This is a genomic window from Streptomyces sp. URMC 129 (assembly GCF_051386415.1).
GTDB lineage: Bacteria > Actinomycetota > Actinomycetes > Streptomycetales > Streptomycetaceae > Streptomyces.
Map to the genome: position 1 here is coordinate 25243 of NZ_JBPQTQ010000023.1, position 15742 is coordinate 40984.

At 74.0% G+C, this 15742-nt stretch carries 12 protein-coding genes; 1 reads left to right on the top strand and 11 read right to left on the bottom strand.

Annotation, left to right across the window (positions count from 1 at the left end; translation table 11 throughout):
* Positions 1–2: 2 nt before the first annotated feature.
* The 9 genes from ACSNOC_RS07360 to ACSNOC_RS07400 all read right to left on the bottom strand — a co-directional run bounded on the left by ACSNOC_RS07360 (position 3) and on the right by ACSNOC_RS07400 (position 10381).
* Positions 3–1019 carry a pseudouridine synthase gene (locus tag ACSNOC_RS07360; protein ID WP_436746450.1) on the bottom strand — a complete coding sequence of 339 codons (1017 nt, stop codon included), beginning with the start codon at positions 1017–1019 and terminating at the stop codon, positions 3–5.
* Positions 1019–1630, bottom strand: a complete 612-nt coding sequence (scpB, locus tag ACSNOC_RS07365) for an SMC-Scp complex subunit ScpB (RefSeq protein WP_436746451.1) — start codon at positions 1628–1630, stop codon at positions 1019–1021. The genes ACSNOC_RS07360 and scpB overlap by 1 nt, the downstream gene beginning before the upstream one ends.
* Positions 1627–2661, bottom strand: coding sequence for a segregation and condensation protein A (locus tag ACSNOC_RS07370; RefSeq protein WP_436746452.1), 1035 nt, complete (start codon positions 2659–2661; stop codon positions 1627–1629). The genes scpB and ACSNOC_RS07370 overlap by 4 nt, the downstream gene beginning before the upstream one ends.
* Positions 2662–2670: 9 nt before the next feature.
* Positions 2671–3234: a hypothetical protein gene (locus ACSNOC_RS07375; protein WP_436746453.1), complete on the bottom strand. Its 564-nt coding sequence runs from the start codon at positions 3232–3234 to the stop codon at positions 2671–2673.
* Entirely contained in the window at positions 3219–4385 is a 1167-nt protein-coding gene (locus tag ACSNOC_RS07380; protein WP_436746454.1) for a ParA family protein, read from the bottom strand. Before ACSNOC_RS07380 ends, ACSNOC_RS07375 begins: the two co-directional genes overlap by 16 nt.
* A 352-nt stretch (positions 4386–4737) precedes the next feature.
* A complete protein-coding gene (ald, locus tag ACSNOC_RS07385) occupies positions 4738–5862 on the bottom strand; it encodes an alanine dehydrogenase (protein WP_436746455.1) in 1125 nt (374 codons plus the stop codon).
* 72 nt (positions 5863–5934) lie between these two features.
* Positions 5935–8016, bottom strand: a complete 2082-nt coding sequence (locus tag ACSNOC_RS07390) for a tetratricopeptide repeat protein (protein ID WP_436746473.1) — start codon at positions 8014–8016, stop codon at positions 5935–5937.
* Between the two features lie 54 nt (positions 8017–8070).
* Complete coding sequence (locus ACSNOC_RS07395) at positions 8071–8715, bottom strand: NUDIX domain-containing protein (protein WP_436746456.1); 645 nt, start codon at positions 8713–8715, stop codon at positions 8071–8073.
* A gap of 4 nt (positions 8716–8719) precedes the next feature.
* Positions 8720–10381, bottom strand: coding sequence for a CTP synthase (locus ACSNOC_RS07400; RefSeq protein WP_436746457.1), 1662 nt, complete (start codon positions 10379–10381; stop codon positions 8720–8722).
* Positions 10382–10722: 341 nt separating this feature from the next.
* Between ACSNOC_RS07400 and ACSNOC_RS07405 the strand changes: the two genes are divergently transcribed.
* On the top strand, positions 10723–12534 hold the full coding sequence (locus tag ACSNOC_RS07405; RefSeq protein ID WP_436746458.1) for a glycoside hydrolase family 15 protein: 1812 nt from the start codon (positions 10723–10725) through the stop codon (positions 12532–12534).
* 79 nt (positions 12535–12613) lie between these two features.
* Here ACSNOC_RS07405 and ACSNOC_RS07410 read toward each other — a convergent pair whose 3' ends face one another.
* Positions 12614–13741, bottom strand: coding sequence for a glycosyltransferase family 4 protein (locus ACSNOC_RS07410; protein WP_436746459.1), 1128 nt, complete (start codon positions 13739–13741; stop codon positions 12614–12616).
* Between the two features lie 142 nt (positions 13742–13883).
* Positions 13884–15689, bottom strand: a complete 1806-nt coding sequence (gene recN / locus ACSNOC_RS07415) for a DNA repair protein RecN (protein WP_436746460.1) — start codon at positions 15687–15689, stop codon at positions 13884–13886.
* Between the last annotated feature and the right edge of the window lie 53 nt (positions 15690–15742).

Below are 15742 nucleotides of genomic sequence, written 5' to 3' on the forward strand. Positions count from 1 at the left end.
GGTCAGAGGCCGACCTCCTTCATCAGCCGCCCGACCTCGGTGTTGGTCATCCGGCGCAGCCAGCCGGACTTCTGGTCGCCCAGCGCGATCGGGCCGAACTTGGTGCGCACCAGCTTGTCGACCGGGAAGCCCGCCTCGGCCAGCATCCGGCGCACGATGTGCTTGCGGCCCTCGTGCAGGGTGACCTCGACCAGGTAGTTCTTCCCGGTGTTCTCCACGACGCGGAAGTGGTCGGCGCGGGCGAAGCCGTCCTCCAGCCGGATCCCGTCCTTCAGCCGCTTGCCGAGGTCGCGCGGGATGGGGCCCTGGATGGCGGCGAGGTAGGTCTTGGCGACGCCGTAGCGGGGGTGGGTGAGGCGGTGCGCCAGCTCGCCGTGGTTGGTGAGCAGGATCAGGCCCTCGGTCTCGGTGTCGAGCCGGCCCACGTGGAAGAGCCGCGTCTCGCGGTTCTGCACGTAGTCGCCCAGGCACTGGCGGCCCTCCGGGTCCTCCATCGAGGAGACGACACCGGCCGGCTTGTTGAGGGCGAAGAACAGGTACGACTGGGTGGCGACGGTCAGCCCGTCGACCTTGATCTCGTCCCTCTCCGGGTCCACGCGCCGGCCCTGCGAGGTGACGATCTCGCCGTTGACCTCGACCCTGGCCTGCTCGATCAGCTCCTCGCAGGCGCGGCGGGAGCCGAGCCCGGCGCGGGCCAGGACCTTCTGCAGCCGCTCGCCCTCCTGCTCGCCGAAGGTCTTGGGCAGCCGCACGGCGGGCTTGTCGTGGCGGGCGCGGTTGCGCTCCTCGATCTGGGCGTCGTACTCGCGGGAGCGGGCCGGGGCCGGCCGCTGCTTCTTGCGGCCCTGGCCGCCGGGGCCGCCGGATCCACCGGCCCCGCCGGATCCGCCCGGGCCGCCGCTCTGGCCGTACCGGCGTTCCTCGGGGCGCGGCCGGCCGGTGGCCGGCTGCCGCCGATCGTCCCGGCTGTTGCCCGCGCCCAGGTAGTTCCGGTTGCTGTTCCTGCCGCTGCTTCGCATCAATGATCCGTTGGAGAGTCGCCGCTGTCGGTCGCGTCGAGGTCGTCGACGTCGAACGACGGCACCCCCTCCTGGCTCTCGCCCTCGACCTGTTCCGCCTCCGGGAGGAAGGGCGCGAGCTCGGGGAGTTCGTCCAGGCCGCGCAGGCCCATCCGTTCCAGGAAGTAGTGCGTCGTCACGTACAGGATCGCACCTGTTTCGGGTTCGGTGCCCGCCTCGGCCACCAGACCGCGCTGGAGGAGGGTCCGCATCACACCGTCACAGTTCACGCCGCGGATGGCGGAGACGCGGGAACGGCTGACCGGCTGGCGGTACGCGACGACCGCCAGCGTCTCCAGCGCGGCCTGCGTGAGGCGCGCCTGCTGGCCGTCCAGGACGAAGCTCTCGACGGCCTCGGCGTACTCCGGCCTGGTGTAGTAGCGCCAGCCGCCGGCGATCAGCCGCAGCTCGAAACCCCGGCGGTCGCGGGCGTACTCGTCGGCCAGCTCGCGCAGCGCGTCGGCGACCGCGCGGCGGGGATGGCCGAGCACCTTGGCCAGGTGCTCCTCGGTGGCCGGCTCGTCGACGACCATGAGGACGGCCTCCAGGGCGGGCTTGAGTTCCTCGATCATGCTTCCTCGGATTCCGGCGTGACGTCCCGGTCGAATTCGTCGGTGACCAGCTCGCGCCCCGGCTCGGCGCCGCTCCAGCGGATGACCAGCGGGCCGAGCGCCTCCTCCTGGTCGAGCGTGACGGCGCGCTCGCGGTACAGCTCCAGGAGCGCGAGGAACCGGGCGACGACGGTGAGCGTGTCGGGGGCGTCGGCGGCCAGTTCCGCGAACGTCGCCTCCTTGAGCTCCCGCAGCCGCCCGATGACGATCCCGGCCTGCTCGCGGACACTGACCAGCGGGGCGTGGATGTGGTCGACGTAGACCTGCGGCTTGGGCTTGGGCTGCATGGCCTTGACGGCGAGGCGGGCGAAGCCCTCGGCGCCGACGCTGATGACGACCTCGGGCAGCAGCTCGGCGTGGTGGGGCTCCAGTCCCACGGTGCGCGGATGCCGCAGGGCCTCGGCGGCGAGCCGGTCGCCGAAGATGTCGGCGACGCGCTTGTACGCGCGGTACTGGAGCAACCGGGCGAAGAGCAGGTCGCGGGCCTCCAGGAGGGCGAGGTCGGCCTCGTCCTCGACCTCGGCGGTGGGCAGCAGCCGGGCGGCCTTGAGGTCGAGGAGGGTGGCGGCGACGACGAGGAACTCGGTGGTCTGGTCGAGATCCCAGTCGGGCCCCATGGCCCGGATGTGGGCCATGAACTCGTCGGTGACCCGGGACAGCGCGACCTCGGTGACGTCGAGCTTGTGCCGGGAGATCAGCTGGAGCAGCAGGTCGAAGGGCCCCTCGAAGTTCTCCAGCACGACCTTGAACCGCCCGTCGTCCGCCTCCTCCGGGCCGCCGGGGGGCGGCCCGGGATCGTCGGCGGCGCCGGGGCCGGGCGCCGGGCCGGGTCCGGGGGTTTCCGGCGGCGGCACCGCCGGGGCGGCGTCGGGGGCCTGCCCGGGGGCGCCGGCGTCCGGCGCGGGATCCGGCGAGGGGTCCCCGCCGCCGGGGGGCGGTGCCGTGCCCGGGCCCGTGCCCAGGGGGCGGCGGCGGGGCGGGGTGGTGCTCATGGCTGGGGGTCAGCGACCGCGCAGGCGACGGACCAGAATGCTCGCCTCGCCGCGTGACTCCAGATCGGCCAGGACGACCGCGACGGCCTCCCGGACGATCCGCCCACGGTCCACGGCCAGTCCGTGTTCGCCCCGCAGCACCAGCCGGGCGTGTTCGAGGTCCATCAGCTCCTCGGCGGAGACGTAGACCGTGATCTTCTCGTCGTGCCGCTCCCGCCCGCTCGGGCGGCGGGCCGCACGGCCCTTGCGCGGGGCCGCCGGGGACGCGGCGCCCTTGCCGCCGCCGGCCGGCGCGGGCTGCTCGCGCCGCGGCTGCACGGGCACGGCGTTCTCGCGGCCCGCCCGTTCCGCCGCGTTCTGCAGCCGGGCGCGCCGCGAGTCCTCCGGGGAACGAGACCGCTGGGCGCTCTCGTGCTCCTCCCCGGAGGGGGGAGTCTGCTCGCCCGCCGGGGCGGGCACCCGCGCGGCGGTGTCCTCGGGCGCGGGCTCGGGAGGCGTCGAGGGCTGCACGGCGGCCCCCCCGGTACTACGGAACAGTTCGTCGGCCGCCGGGAGACTCACTCGGCGTGGCACCGGGCGAGCACCTCCCTGGCGAGCTGGCGATAGGCGGCTGCCCCCACGGAGTTGGAGGCATAGGTGGTGATGGGCTCGCCGGCGACCGTGGTCTCCGGGAAGCGGACGGTCCGGCCGATGACCGTGTGGTACACGTTGTCGTCGAACGCCTCGACGACGCGGGCGAGCACCTCGCGGCTGTGCACCGTGCGGGAGTCGTACATCGTCGCCAGGATGCCGTCCAGGCGCAGATCGGGGTTGAGTCTCTCCTGCACCTTCTCGATCGTCTCGGTCAGCAGCGCGACTCCGCGCAGGGCGAAGAACTCGCACTCCAGCGGGACGATCACCTTGTGCGCGGCGGTCAGCGCGTTCACGGTGAGCAGGCCGAGGGAGGGCTGGCAGTCGATGATGATGAAGTCGTAGTCGTTCACCAGCGGTTGCAGGGCGCGCTGGAGGGTGGACTCGCGGGCCACCTCGCTGACCAGCTGCACCTCCGCCGCCGACAGGTCGATGTTGCTCGGCAGCAGGTCCATGCCGGCGATCGCCGTCTTCAGCAGCACCTCGTCCGGGGCCATCCCCCGCTCCATGAGCAGGTTGTAGATGGTGAGGTCGAGCTCCATGGGGTTGACGCCGAGGCCGACGGACAGCGCGCCCTGCGGGTCGAAGTCGACCAGCAGCACCCGGCGGCCGTACTCGGCCAGCGCCGCGCCCAGGTTGATGGTCGAAGTCGTCTTGCCGACCCCGCCCTTCTGGTTGCACATGGCGATGATCTGCGCCGGGCCGCGCTCGGTCAGCGGGCCGGGGATCGGGAAGTACGGCAGCGGGCGGCCGGTGGGACCGATGCGCTCGCGGCGCTGCCGGGCCGCGTCGGGCGCGATGGTGGCCGCGTACTCGGGGTCGGGCTCGTACTCCGCGTCCGGGTCGTAGAACTGCCCGTCGGGGAGGTCCTCGTAGTCGGGAAGACGGTCGGCGTCGCCGGTCATCCGGTTTCCTGCCATGGTGTTGGCCTCAAGGCCGTCCGTGCTCTGATGCGCTGTCATGCTCGGCTGGCTCTGGTGGGTTGCGTAGGTGTGGACAGCGACGGCGCCCAGGCCCGTCAGACCCGAGGCGCTCTCGCGCGACTGCGGGACCCCTGGTTGTCCTCCCCCGGGAGTAATTGTCGACTCATTCACAAGTCGTCTTACCTCCTTGGGGACCAGGTAACTTCTTGACAGGGTCAGCTTGCACCATGCCGACGTTTGGCGACTCTATGGCGTGTCGGTGGTTCACAGCAACACAATCCGCCGGACCGGCACGGATGTGTCGGCCGCCGAACATTCACTTGTCAAGGCCGCAAGGCTCGCCAGTGGGGCGATTCGCCGGTGCGCGAATCGGTTAAAAGGCTCTGTTCACGACGAGTTGGCCCGCGCCGTGCGGGGCCGCGGCCCCCCGGAGGCCCGGACGCCGCGCCGCGGCGGGCCCGGCGTCGTGTGACATTCCCGATGTTGACGCCGGGAGTTGACCGTGACGCCACCGCGCGGGGCCTCAGCCGAGCACCGCGCCCAGCTCGGTGTGCGGCAGGCCGTGCGCCTCCGCGACCGGACCGTAGATCACGTGCCCGTCATGGACGTTGAGCCCGCGGGCCAGCGCCGGGTCGCGGCGCAGCGCGTCGCGCCAGCCGTGGTGGGCGAGCTCCACGATATACGGCAGCGTGGCGCTGGTGAGCGCGTGGGTCGAGGTGTTGGGCACGGCGCCGGGCATGTTGGCCACGCAGTAGAAGACCGACTCGTGGACGCGGAAGGTCGGTTGGGCGTGCGTCGTGGGGCGCGAGCCGGCGAAGCAGCCGCCCTGGTCGATCGCGATGTCGACAAGGACACTCCCCGGCTTCATACGGGAGACCAGCTCGTCGCTCACCAGCCTGGGCGCCCGCGCGCCCGGCACCAGCACCGCGCCGATGACCAAGTCGGCGGCGAGCACGGCCCGTTCGACCTCGAAGGCGTTGGAGCTGATGGTCTGTACCCGGGTGCCGAACACCTTCTCCGCCTCGCGCAGCTTGCTGATGTCCTTGTCCAGCAGCGTCACGTGGAAGCCCATGCCGACCGCGATCTGCGTCGCGTTCCACCCGGAGACGCCCGCGCCGATCACCACCGCCCTGGCGGCCGGGGTGCCGGGCACGCCGCCCGGCAGCACGCCGCGCCCGCCGGCCGGGCGCATCAGGTGGTACGCGCCGACCTGCGGGGCGATCCGGCCGGCCACCTCGGACATCGGGGCCAGCAGCGGCAGGCCGCCGCCGGGCGTCCCGACCGTCTCGTAGGCGATGGCCGTGGTGCCGGAGCGCAGCAGCGCCTCGGTGCACTCCACGGAGGCGGCCAGGTGCAGGTAGGTGAAGAGCACCTGGTCCTTGCGCAGCCGGTGGAACTCGGCGGCGACCGGCTCCTTGACCTTCAGCAGCAGGTCGGCGCGGGCCCACACCTCGTCGGCACTCTCCAGGACGGCGGCACCGGCCGCGGCGTACTCCTCGTCCGGGACGGCGGAGCCGAGACCGGCGCCGCGCTCGACGAAGACCTCGTGCCCGCCGGTGACCAGCTCGTGCACACCGGCCGGGGTGATGGCCACGCGGAACTCGTTGTTCTTGACCTCGCGGGGGATGCCGACCTTCACGTCGATCACGGTCCTTGCGTCACGGGACGGTACCCGAGCCATTCTAATGAAGGGATGACCGAAGTCGAGCCTTGCTTTCAGTCATTCTTCGGCCGAGGCCGGCTCTGTTTCGTAAGTGTGTCCCTCTGTCGTCGCAGAGGATTCCGGCCCGCTCCCCGGGCGGTCGAGCAGTCTTCCGGCCGCCTGGCGGTGCACGGCCGCCACCGCGGCCCGGCCCTGTCGCTCCGCGCAGTCGGCCAGCTCCAGCCGCAGCGCGGCCTGAAGCCGCCGGTCCCCCGACCGCTCGGCCAGCCGCAGCGCCTCGGCGCCGGCGCGCTGCGCCTCCTCCGCCCGGCCCGCGCACTCGTGCACCCGCGCGGTCCCGGCCAGCGCGCGCGCCTGACCGGGCAGATCCCCGTTCCTGCGGTGCGCCGCCCCGGCTGCCCGCCAGGCGCGCAGCGCCTCGGGCCACTGCCCGTCCCGCGTCAGGGCCGCGCCGATGCGGCCGTGCAGCCGCGCCTGGGCCGCCAGGTCGCCGCGTGACTGGGCCAGGGCCACGGCCCGGCCGTACCAGTCGGCCGCGCGCTGCCAGTCGCCCAGCTCCCCGTACGTGCCCGCGATGGACTCCAGCGCCCGGCTGACGGTGGGCTGTTCGGGGTCCCGCTCGCTCCTGGCGGCCTCCAGCGCGGCGCGGTAGCGGTCGAGCGCCTCCGTCAGCCGGCCGGTGCGCGCGTCGAGATCGCCGAGGTTCAGCAGCGCGGCGGCCCGCTCCCGGGGCAGGTCGTTGCGCTCGGCCACGTCGAGAACCAGCTCGTGCAGCGGGTACAGCTCGGGCGCGGCGGCCTCGGCGCCGCGGTGGGCGATCAGCGCCCGGCTGAGGGCCGACACCAGGCGCCGGGCGAGCGTGTCCAGCCGCCCGTCGGCGACCGCGAGCCGGGCGGCGGCCAGCAGCGCGGGCTGCCGGGTGGCGAGCCAGTGGGCAGCCGCGGCGCGGTGGCCGAACCGCAGCGGGCCGGGCAGCCCGGCCAGCCACGCGCGGGCCGGGGAGCCGACCGGCTCGGTGACGGCCTGGCAGGCCCGCAGCAGGCGGACGGTCCGCTCCAGCATCCGCGCCGTGGCCAGCAGCGCCTCGGAGGGCTTCTCCGCGGCGTCGAGCAGCGCCCGCAGCAGCGGGTCGAGGCAGCCGGGCACCAGGTAGCGCCCCTGGTCCGGCGGGCCGTCGGGGCGCAGCAGCCCGTACGCGGCGAAGTCCGCGAGCAGGTCGCGGGCCGCGTCCAGCGGGCAGCCGGCCAGCGCCGCCGCGGTGTGCGCGTCGACCAGCCCGGCGGGGGCCAGCGGCAGCAGCCGCAGCATGCGGGCGGCCGGGGCGGGCAGCGACGCGTAGACGAGCAGCAGGGCGCGCCGCAGCGGCTCGTCGGCGGCGTCGGGCGCGGCGAGGTCGGCGAAGTCGTCGGCCGCGGCGGCCCGCATGCGGCGCACCGCGTCGGCGACGGCGGCCTCGGGGTGCGCGGCGAGCCAGCCCGCGGCCAGGGCGAGCGCGGCGGGCAGGCAGCCGCAGGTCTCGGCCAGGCTCTCGGTCGCGCCGGGGTCGACGGTGACGCGGACGTCGCCGGCGCCGCGTTCCAGCAGCGCCACGGCGGCCGGGCGGTCCAGTCCGCCGACGGTGCAAGGGCGGACGTCGGGGATGCCGGTGAGCGGGCCGCGCGCGACGGCCAGCACCAGGCAGTGGCGGGTGTCGGGGATGAGGTCCGCGAGTTGTTCGGCGGTGGCCACGTCGTCCAGCAGCAGCACGGCCCGGCGCTCCTGGAGGGCGTCGCGCAGCACGTCGGTCAGCTCGTCGTCGCCCGAGCCCGGCGGGCCGTCGGCACCGAGCGCGGCCAGCAGCGCGCGGGCGGCGCGGCCGGCGGGGACGGGCGTGCCGTCCGGGTCGGTGAGCCGGGCGCGCAGCACGCCGTCCGGGTAGTCGCCGCCGGCCGACAGCCCGGCGGCGAACTCCTCGGCCAGCGTGGTCCGCCCGGTGCCGGGACGTCCGGCCACGAGCAGGACGCGGCCCCGGGCCGCCGGGCGGCCGGCGAGGGTGTCGAGCCCGGCGCGCTCGACGTCGGCGCGGAGTATCGACAGCTCCCGGTGGCGGCCGAGGAACCCGGGCCGCCGGGGCCCGGGGGTGACCGTCTGTTCCGTCACGTCCGTCACGGCCCGAGCGTAAGCCACGGCCCGGCGGGGCCGTGCCAGGACACGTCAGGGCTCGAACGGGCGGGCCGGCCAGGGGGCGTCGGCCGGGCGCAGGGCGTCCAGGCCGTCCCCGGCGCGGGCGGCCTGGACGGCGAGCGAGCCGCTGACGACGTACGGGTTGCTCAGCCGTCCCGCCAGCACGCCGCGGACCAGCTCCTCGACGGGCACCCGCGCCAGCCGCATGTCCGCCTCCTCGTGCTCGACCGCGAAGCGCTGGCCGTCGGCCTCGGACAGGCCGCGGGCGAGGAAGATCCGCGCGGCCTCGTCGGTGCCGCCGGGCGAGGTGAACAGGTCGATCAGGACCCGCCAGTCCTCGGCCTTGACGTGCGCCTCCTCGTACAGCTCGCGCTGGGCGGCGGTCAGCGGGTTCTCGCCGGGGACGTCGAGGAGCCCGGCGGGGATCTCCCACAGTTTGTGCCGCACGGGGTGCCGGTACTGCTCGATGACGACGACGCGGTCCTGGTCGTCGAGGGCGAGGACGGCCACCGAGCCCGGGTGGACCTGGTAGTCGCGGCGGGCCGTGGAGCCGTCCGGCATGACCACGTCGTCGCTGCGGACGCTCGTCTTGCCGCCGGCCCACGGCGTGCTCGTCCCGGCGACGGGCCAGCGTTCCGGGGTGTCGGCGAGGAGATCGCGCTGCTGGTCGCTCATGCGCTCAGTGTGCCCCGTCGCCCTCGGCGCGGCGGGCGACGGCGGCGCGGATCAGCCCGGCGAACAGCGGGTGCGGCCGGGTGGGGCGGGAGCGCAGCTCGGGGTGGGCCTGGGTGGCGACCAGGTACGGGTGGACCTCGCGCGGGTACTCGACGTACTCGACCAGCTTGTTGTCCGGGGAGGTGCCGGAGAAGACCAGGCCGGCCTTCTTCTCCAGCTCGGCGCGGTAGGCGTTGTTGACCTCGTACCGGTGGCGGTGGCGCTCCTCGACGTACGGCTCCCCGCCGTACACCTCGCGCACGATGGAGCCCTCGGCGAGCTTCGCCGGGTAGAGCCCGAGCCGCATCGTGCCGCCCATGTCGCCCTCGCCCGCGACGATGTCCAGCTGCTCCTCCATGGTGGAGATCACCGGGTGGGGGGCGGCCTGGTCGAACTCGGTGGAGTTGGCGCCCTCGATGCCCGCCAGGGCGCGGGCCGCCTCGATCACGATGCACTGCAGGCCCAGGCAGAGCCCGAGCAGCGGCACGCGGTGCTCCCGCGCGTAGGTGATGGCCGCGATCTTGCCCTCGACGCCGCGGTCGCCGAAGCCGCCGGGGATGCAGATGGCGTCCACGCCGGCGAGCTGCCCGGCGGCGCCGCCCGGCGGGCGGCAGTCGTCGGAGGTGACCCACTTGATGCGGACGCGGGCGTTGTTGGCGAAGCCGCCGGCGCGCAGGGCCTCGGTCACGGACAGGTAGGCGTCCGGCAGGTCGATGTACTTGCCGACGAGCGCGACGGTGACCTCGTGCTCGGGGTGGTGGACGCGCTGGAGCAGGTCGTTCCACTGCGTCCAGTTGACGTCGCGGAACGGCAGGTCGAGGCGGCGCACCACGTACGCGTCGAGCCCCTCGCCGTGCAGCACCTTGGGGATGTCGTAGATCGACTTGGCGTCGATGGCGGCGACCACGGCGGCCTCCTCCACGTCGCACATCAGCGAGATCTTCCGCTTGATCGCGGTGGGGACCTCGCGGTCGGCGCGCAGCACGATGGCGTCGGGCTGGATGCCGATGCTGCGCAGGGCGGCGACGGAGTGCTGGGTGGGCTTGGTCTTCAGCTCGCCCGAGGGCCCGATGTAGGGCAGCAGGGAGATGTGGACGACGAAGACGTTCTGCCGGCCGACCTCGTGCCGCACCTGGCGCACCGACTCCAGGAACGGCAGGGACTCGATGTCGCCGACCGTGCCGCCGACCTCGGTGATCACGACGTCGACGTCGCCGGTGGCCATGCGCCGGATGCGGTGCTTGATCTCGTTGGTGATGTGCGGGATCACCTGCACCGTGTCGCCCAGATATTCACCGCGGCGCTCCTTGGCGATCACGGTGGAGTAGACCTGGCCGGTGGTGACGTTGGCGCTGCCGTCCAGGTCGACGTCGAGGAAGCGCTCGTAGTGGCCGATGTCCAGGTCGGTCTCGGCGCCGTCGTTGGTGACGAACACCTCGCCGTGCTGGAACGGGTTCATCGTGCCCGGGTCGACGTTGAGGTAGGGGTCGAGCTTCTGCATGGTGACGCGCAGACCGCGCGCCTTGAGCAGCGCCCCGAGGCTGGAGGCGGTGAGCCCCTTGCCGAGCGAGGAGGCGACCCCGCCGGTGACGAAGATGTGCTTGGTCGTCGTGGTGCTGGGCGGCATGGCCAAGTGCTCCCGTGGTCGCGAGGTCGGATGCACGACGCCCCCACGGCGGCCCAGGGGGCTCCCGGCGGGGATTCGTCGTTGGGGTTCGGGGGATTCGCTGCCCTCCGGTCCACGGGCTACCAGGGTATCAGCGGGAGGAACCGGAAGTGTCGCCGAAGTGGGTTCCGTGAAGACGCCTCGACATTTCCCACCGAAGGTGAACAACCTCACCCCCCGTGTCCGGTCGATCCTCGTCGGACGTCAAGCAGATCGGGGAAGCTCGTCGTATTCTGCTCGGACGCTCGAATGGGCGACGGAAAACCGCACGTCCTACGGGGCGGAGCACCTTTCGACTGGAGATGGAAGTGGCCGGGCGCATCGAGGATTACGCACTCGTCGGGGACATGCAGACCGCCGCACTCATCTGCCGGGACGGATCAGCCGACTGGCTGTGCCTGCCCCGGTTCGACTCCCACGCGGTGTTCGCCGCGCTGTTGGGGACCGAGGAGCACGGCTTCTGGCGACTCGGCCCCGCACACGGCAAGGACGTGCCGCCACCGCCCGCGAGCCGCAGGCGGTACCGGGGGGATTCGCTGGTTCTGGAATCGGAGTGGGACACCCCGCGCGGCACGGTCCGCGTGACGGACTTCATGCCCCCTCGCGGCGGGGACGCGCCGCAGCTCATCCGCATCGTCGAGGGTGTCAGCGGCCGGGTGCCGATGCGCTCGGCGCTGCGCATGAGGTTCTCCTACGGCTGGGTCGTGCCGTGGGTCCACAAGGTCGACGACCGCACCGTGGCCGTCTCCGGACCGGACTCGGTGTGGCTGGACACCAGCGTGGACACCTACGGGAAGAACCTCACCACCTACGCGGACTTCACGGTGGCGCCGGGCGACCGGATCGCCTTCTCGATCAGCTGGCAGCCCTCGCACAAGCAGCCGCCGCCGGTCCCGGAGCCGGAGGAGTCGCTGCGGGCGACCGAGGACTTCTGGCGGGACTGGGTGGCCAAGTGCACCTACCACGGCCCGTACCGGGAGGCCGTGGTCCGCTCGCTGATCACCCTGAAGGCCCTGACCTACGAGCCGACCGGCGGCATCGTCGCGGCGCCGACCACGTCGCTGCCCGAGGAGATCGGCGGCTCCCGCAACTGGGACTACCGCTTCACCTGGCTGCGGGACGCCGCCATAACGCTGTCCTCGCTGCTGCGCACCGGCTACCACGACGAGGCCAAGGCGTGGCGCGAGTGGCTGCTGCGCGCGGTGGCGGGCGACCCGCAGAACCTGCAGATCATGTACGGCATCGCGGGCGAGCGGGAGCTGGCCGAGGCGGAGCTGAGCTGGCTGCCCGGCTACGAGAACTCCCAGCCGGTGCGGGTGGGCAACGGTGCGGCGGGACAGCTCCAGCTCGACGTCTACGGCGAGGTCACCGAGGCCCTGCACCTGGCCCACATGACCGGCCTGGCCAGGAACGACCACGCCAACCTGCTCCAGCTCAAGCTCATCCAGTACCTGGAGGAGCACTGGGACGAGCCGGACGAGGGCATCTGGGAAGTGCGCGGTCCGCGCCGGCACTTCGTGCACTCCAAGGTGATGGCCTGGGTCGCGGTCGACCGTACGGTCAAGCTGATCGAGTCCGGCGAGGTGGACGGCCCGCTGGACCGGTGGCGCGATCTGCGCGACGAGATCCACCGGTCGGTCTGTCTGCACGGCTACGACAAGGAGCGCAACACCTTCACGCAGTCCTACGGCTCCAAGGAGCTGGACGCCTCGCTGCTGCTGATCCCGCAGATGGGCTTCCTGCCGCCGGACGACAAGCGGGTGATCGGCACCATCGAGGCCATCCAGCGGGAGCTGTCGACGCTGGACGGCTTCATCCTGCGCTACCCGACCGCGGGCGCGCAGGCGGGCGTGGACGGCCTGGAGGGTGACGAGGGCGCGTTCCTGGCGTGCTCGTTCTGGCTGGCCGACGACCTGGCGATGATCGGCCGGGTGGAGGAGGCCCGCAAGCTCTTCGAGAAGCTGCTCGCGCTCCGCAACGACCTGGGGCTGCTCGCCGAGGAGTGGGACCCGCGCCGGATGCGCCAGGTGGGCAACTTCCCGCAGGCGTTCAGCCACGTTCCGCTGATCGACACGGCTCTGCGCCTGACGGCTTCGGGCGCGTACGGCGGCTGACCACCGCCGGAGAAGACAGGACGGCGCGGGACGGACACCCTCCGGCCCGCGCCTTCGCCGCGTCCGGGGGCCTTTCCGGTCAGCCGGTCGCGGCCAGCTCGTCGTAGACGCTGAGGACTTGGGCGACCGTGGTGTCCTCCGTCGGCCAGCTTCCGGCGCGGGCGCGGCCCGCCTCGGCCAGGGCCGCCCGGCGCGGGGCGTCGGTCAGCAGCGTCTCCACCGCCGCGGCCAGGGCGCCCGCGTCTCCGTAGGGCACCAGCAGCGCCGCGTCCCCGACCAGTTCGGGCACCCCGCCGACCGCCGTGGCCACCAGGGGCACGCCCCGGCGCATGGCCTGCTCGGCCAGCGGGGCGCGGGCCGCCCAGCGGGCGATGAGCAGCGCCACGTCGGCGTCCGCGAGCAGCGCGGACCGGTCGCTCCCGGCGCCCAGCAGCCGCACGGGCAGCTCCTCGTGGTCGATGCGCCGCTGGAGGGCGTCCCGTTCGGGCCCGTCCCCGGCGACGGCGACGAGCGGCTGCGGCGTGAGCCGGCGCCAGGCGCGGGCCGCCGTCAGCAGCGCGCCGAGGTCGTGCGTCCGGTCGAGGGCGGCCTCGGTGACGAGCAGCGGCCGGTCCACGGCGCCCAGATCGGCCCGGATCTTGTCCCGGTCGACGGCCGCCGCCACGCTGACGGCGGCGCGCGGCGGGGGCAGCGCCACCGGCGCGAGCCGGGCGTCGCGCGCGCCCCTGCTGCGCGCCCGGTCCACCAGGTCGGAGGTGGCACCGAGCACCACGGAGGCGGCACGGGCCACCCAGTGCTCGGTCAGCAGCCGGAGCTGCGCCCGCACGCCGGGCAGCGCGGACCGGGAGTGCCAGGTGACGACGAGGGGAACGGTCCGGCGGCGCAGCGCCAGCGCGGCCAGCATCCCGGCGCGCATGCCGTGCGCGTGCACCAGGTCGGCGTCGTGGCACACGGCGCGCAGCAGGCCGACGGCGGTCGGTGTCGTCCGCACCGGCACCGGGACCGGCACGAACCGGGCGCCGGCCGCGGTGAAGCGGTACCGCCGCTCGGCGGAGGCCGGGGCGCCGACGGTGACGCGCAGGCCGCGCGCCACGAGTCCGGCCGAGAGGGAGCGGACGTGCGTGCCGGTGCCCACGCTGCCGCCGCCCAGAAGCTGCACGACGTGCAGTGGCGCGCGGCCGTGCGACGGTGCGGTCGAGCTGCTCACGCCATCCTCTCCGGCTGAAGGAGACCCCAGCCTACGTCGCCCTGGGCGACGCCTCGTTCGCTGGGAGTGGAACGCCGTCAAGGATGCCAGTCCGGGCCCGTCCCGCGATAGCGCGTGCCACCCGCACGGGTGAGGAGGCTCCTCACCGTCCGGGCCGGTCCGGCCCGGAGCGGCGCCCGGCGCCGAGCTTGGCGGCGGTCGCCAGCAGTTCCTCGGCGTGGGCGCGGGCCAGCCGGGAGTCCTCCTGGCCGGCCAGCATGCGGGACAGCTCCCGCACCCGGCCCTCGCCGTGCACGGACCGTACGCCGCTGCGCGTGACGGATCCGTCGCTGGTCTTCTCCACCACCAGATGCCGGTCGGCGAACGCGGCGACCTGCGGCAGGTGCGTGACCACGACGACCTGGGCGGCGTCCGCCAGCCTGGCCAGCCGCCGGCCCACCTCGACCGCCGCCTTGCCGCCGACGCCCGCGTCCACCTCGTCGAACAGGTACGTCGGCACCGGCGCGGCGTCCGCGAAGACGACCTCGACGGCGAGCATCACCCGTGACAGCTCGCCGCCCGAGGCACCCTTGGCGATGGGCCGGGCCGGGGAGCCGGGGTGCGGGGCGAGCAGCAGCTCCACCTCGTCCGCGCCGTGCGGGCCGTAGGCGACGGCGCGGCCGTCCAGGTCGAGCGCGTCCTCGTCCCCGGCGGCGTCGGTCTGCCGGACGTCGACCTGGACACGGGCGTGCGGCATGGCGAGCTGGGCCAGCTCCTCGGTGACGGCGTCCGCGAACCGCTTGGCGGCCTCGTTGCGCGCGTCGGTCAGGGCGCGGGCCAGCTCGGTGAGCCGGGCGTGCAGGGCGTCGCGTTCGGCGGTCAGCTCACCGACGCGGTCGTCGTCGCCGTCCAGCTCGGCGAGGCGGGCGGCGCCGCGATCGGCCCAGTCCAGCACGGAGGAGCAGCCGTCGGTGCCGCTGTCCGGGTCGGCGTACTTGCGGATCAGGTGGGCCAGCACCGCGCGGCGCTCCTCGACGGCCGCCAGGCGCAGCGGGTCGGAGTCCAGGCCGTCGGCGTATCCGGCCAGTTCGCCGGCCACGTCGGAGAGCAGGATGCCGACCTCCCCGAGCCGGTCCGCGAGCCCGGCGAGGGCCGCGTCGTGGTCCCGCACGGCCTGCAGGGCGCGGTGGGCGCCGGCGACGAGGGTGGCGGCGTCCACGGCCTCCGGGTCGGCCGGGTCGCCCGCCAGGGCGCCGTGCGCGAGGGCGGCGGCGGAGGCGAGGGCCTCGGCGTGGCCGAGCCGCTGGGCCTCGGCGGCCAGTTCGGCGTCCTCGCCGGGGCGGGGCTGGGCGGCGGCGATCTCATCGAGGCCGAACCGCAGCAGGTCGGCCTCCTGGGCGCGTTCCCTGGCGCGGGTGGTCAGTTCCGCCAGCCGCCCGGCGACGGCGCGCAGCCGCTGGTACGTCTCCTGGTACTCCGCGAGCGGCCGGGCGACGGCCTCGCCCGCGTACCGGTCCAGGGCCTGCCGCTGCCGGGCCGGGCGCAGCAGCCCCTGCTGGTCGGTCTGCCCGTGGACGGCGATGAGGTCCTCGCCCAGCTCGCCGAGCAGGCCCGCGGGCACGGACCGCCCGCCCACGTGGGCGCGGGAGCGGCCCTCCGCGGAGATCGTGCGGCTGATGAGCAGGGCCCCGTCGTCCAGCTCCGCGCCCGCCTCCTCCGCGCGGCGTGCCGCCGGGGAGTCGGGCGGGACGGTGATCCGCCCCTCCACGACGGCGGACTGCGCTCCCCCGCGCACGAACGCGGCGTCGGCGCGACCGCCGAGCAGCAGGCCCAGGCTGGTGACGACCATGGTCTTGCCCGCGCCGGTCTCACCGGTCACCGCGGTGAAACCGGAGGACAGCTCGACGACAGCGTCGTCGATCACGCCCAGGTCCTTGATCCGCATTTCCTCCAACACGGATACGACCATACGAGGTTCACGGGGTGGCTGGCGACGAAGGTCTCCGTACGGATGTGCGTCCG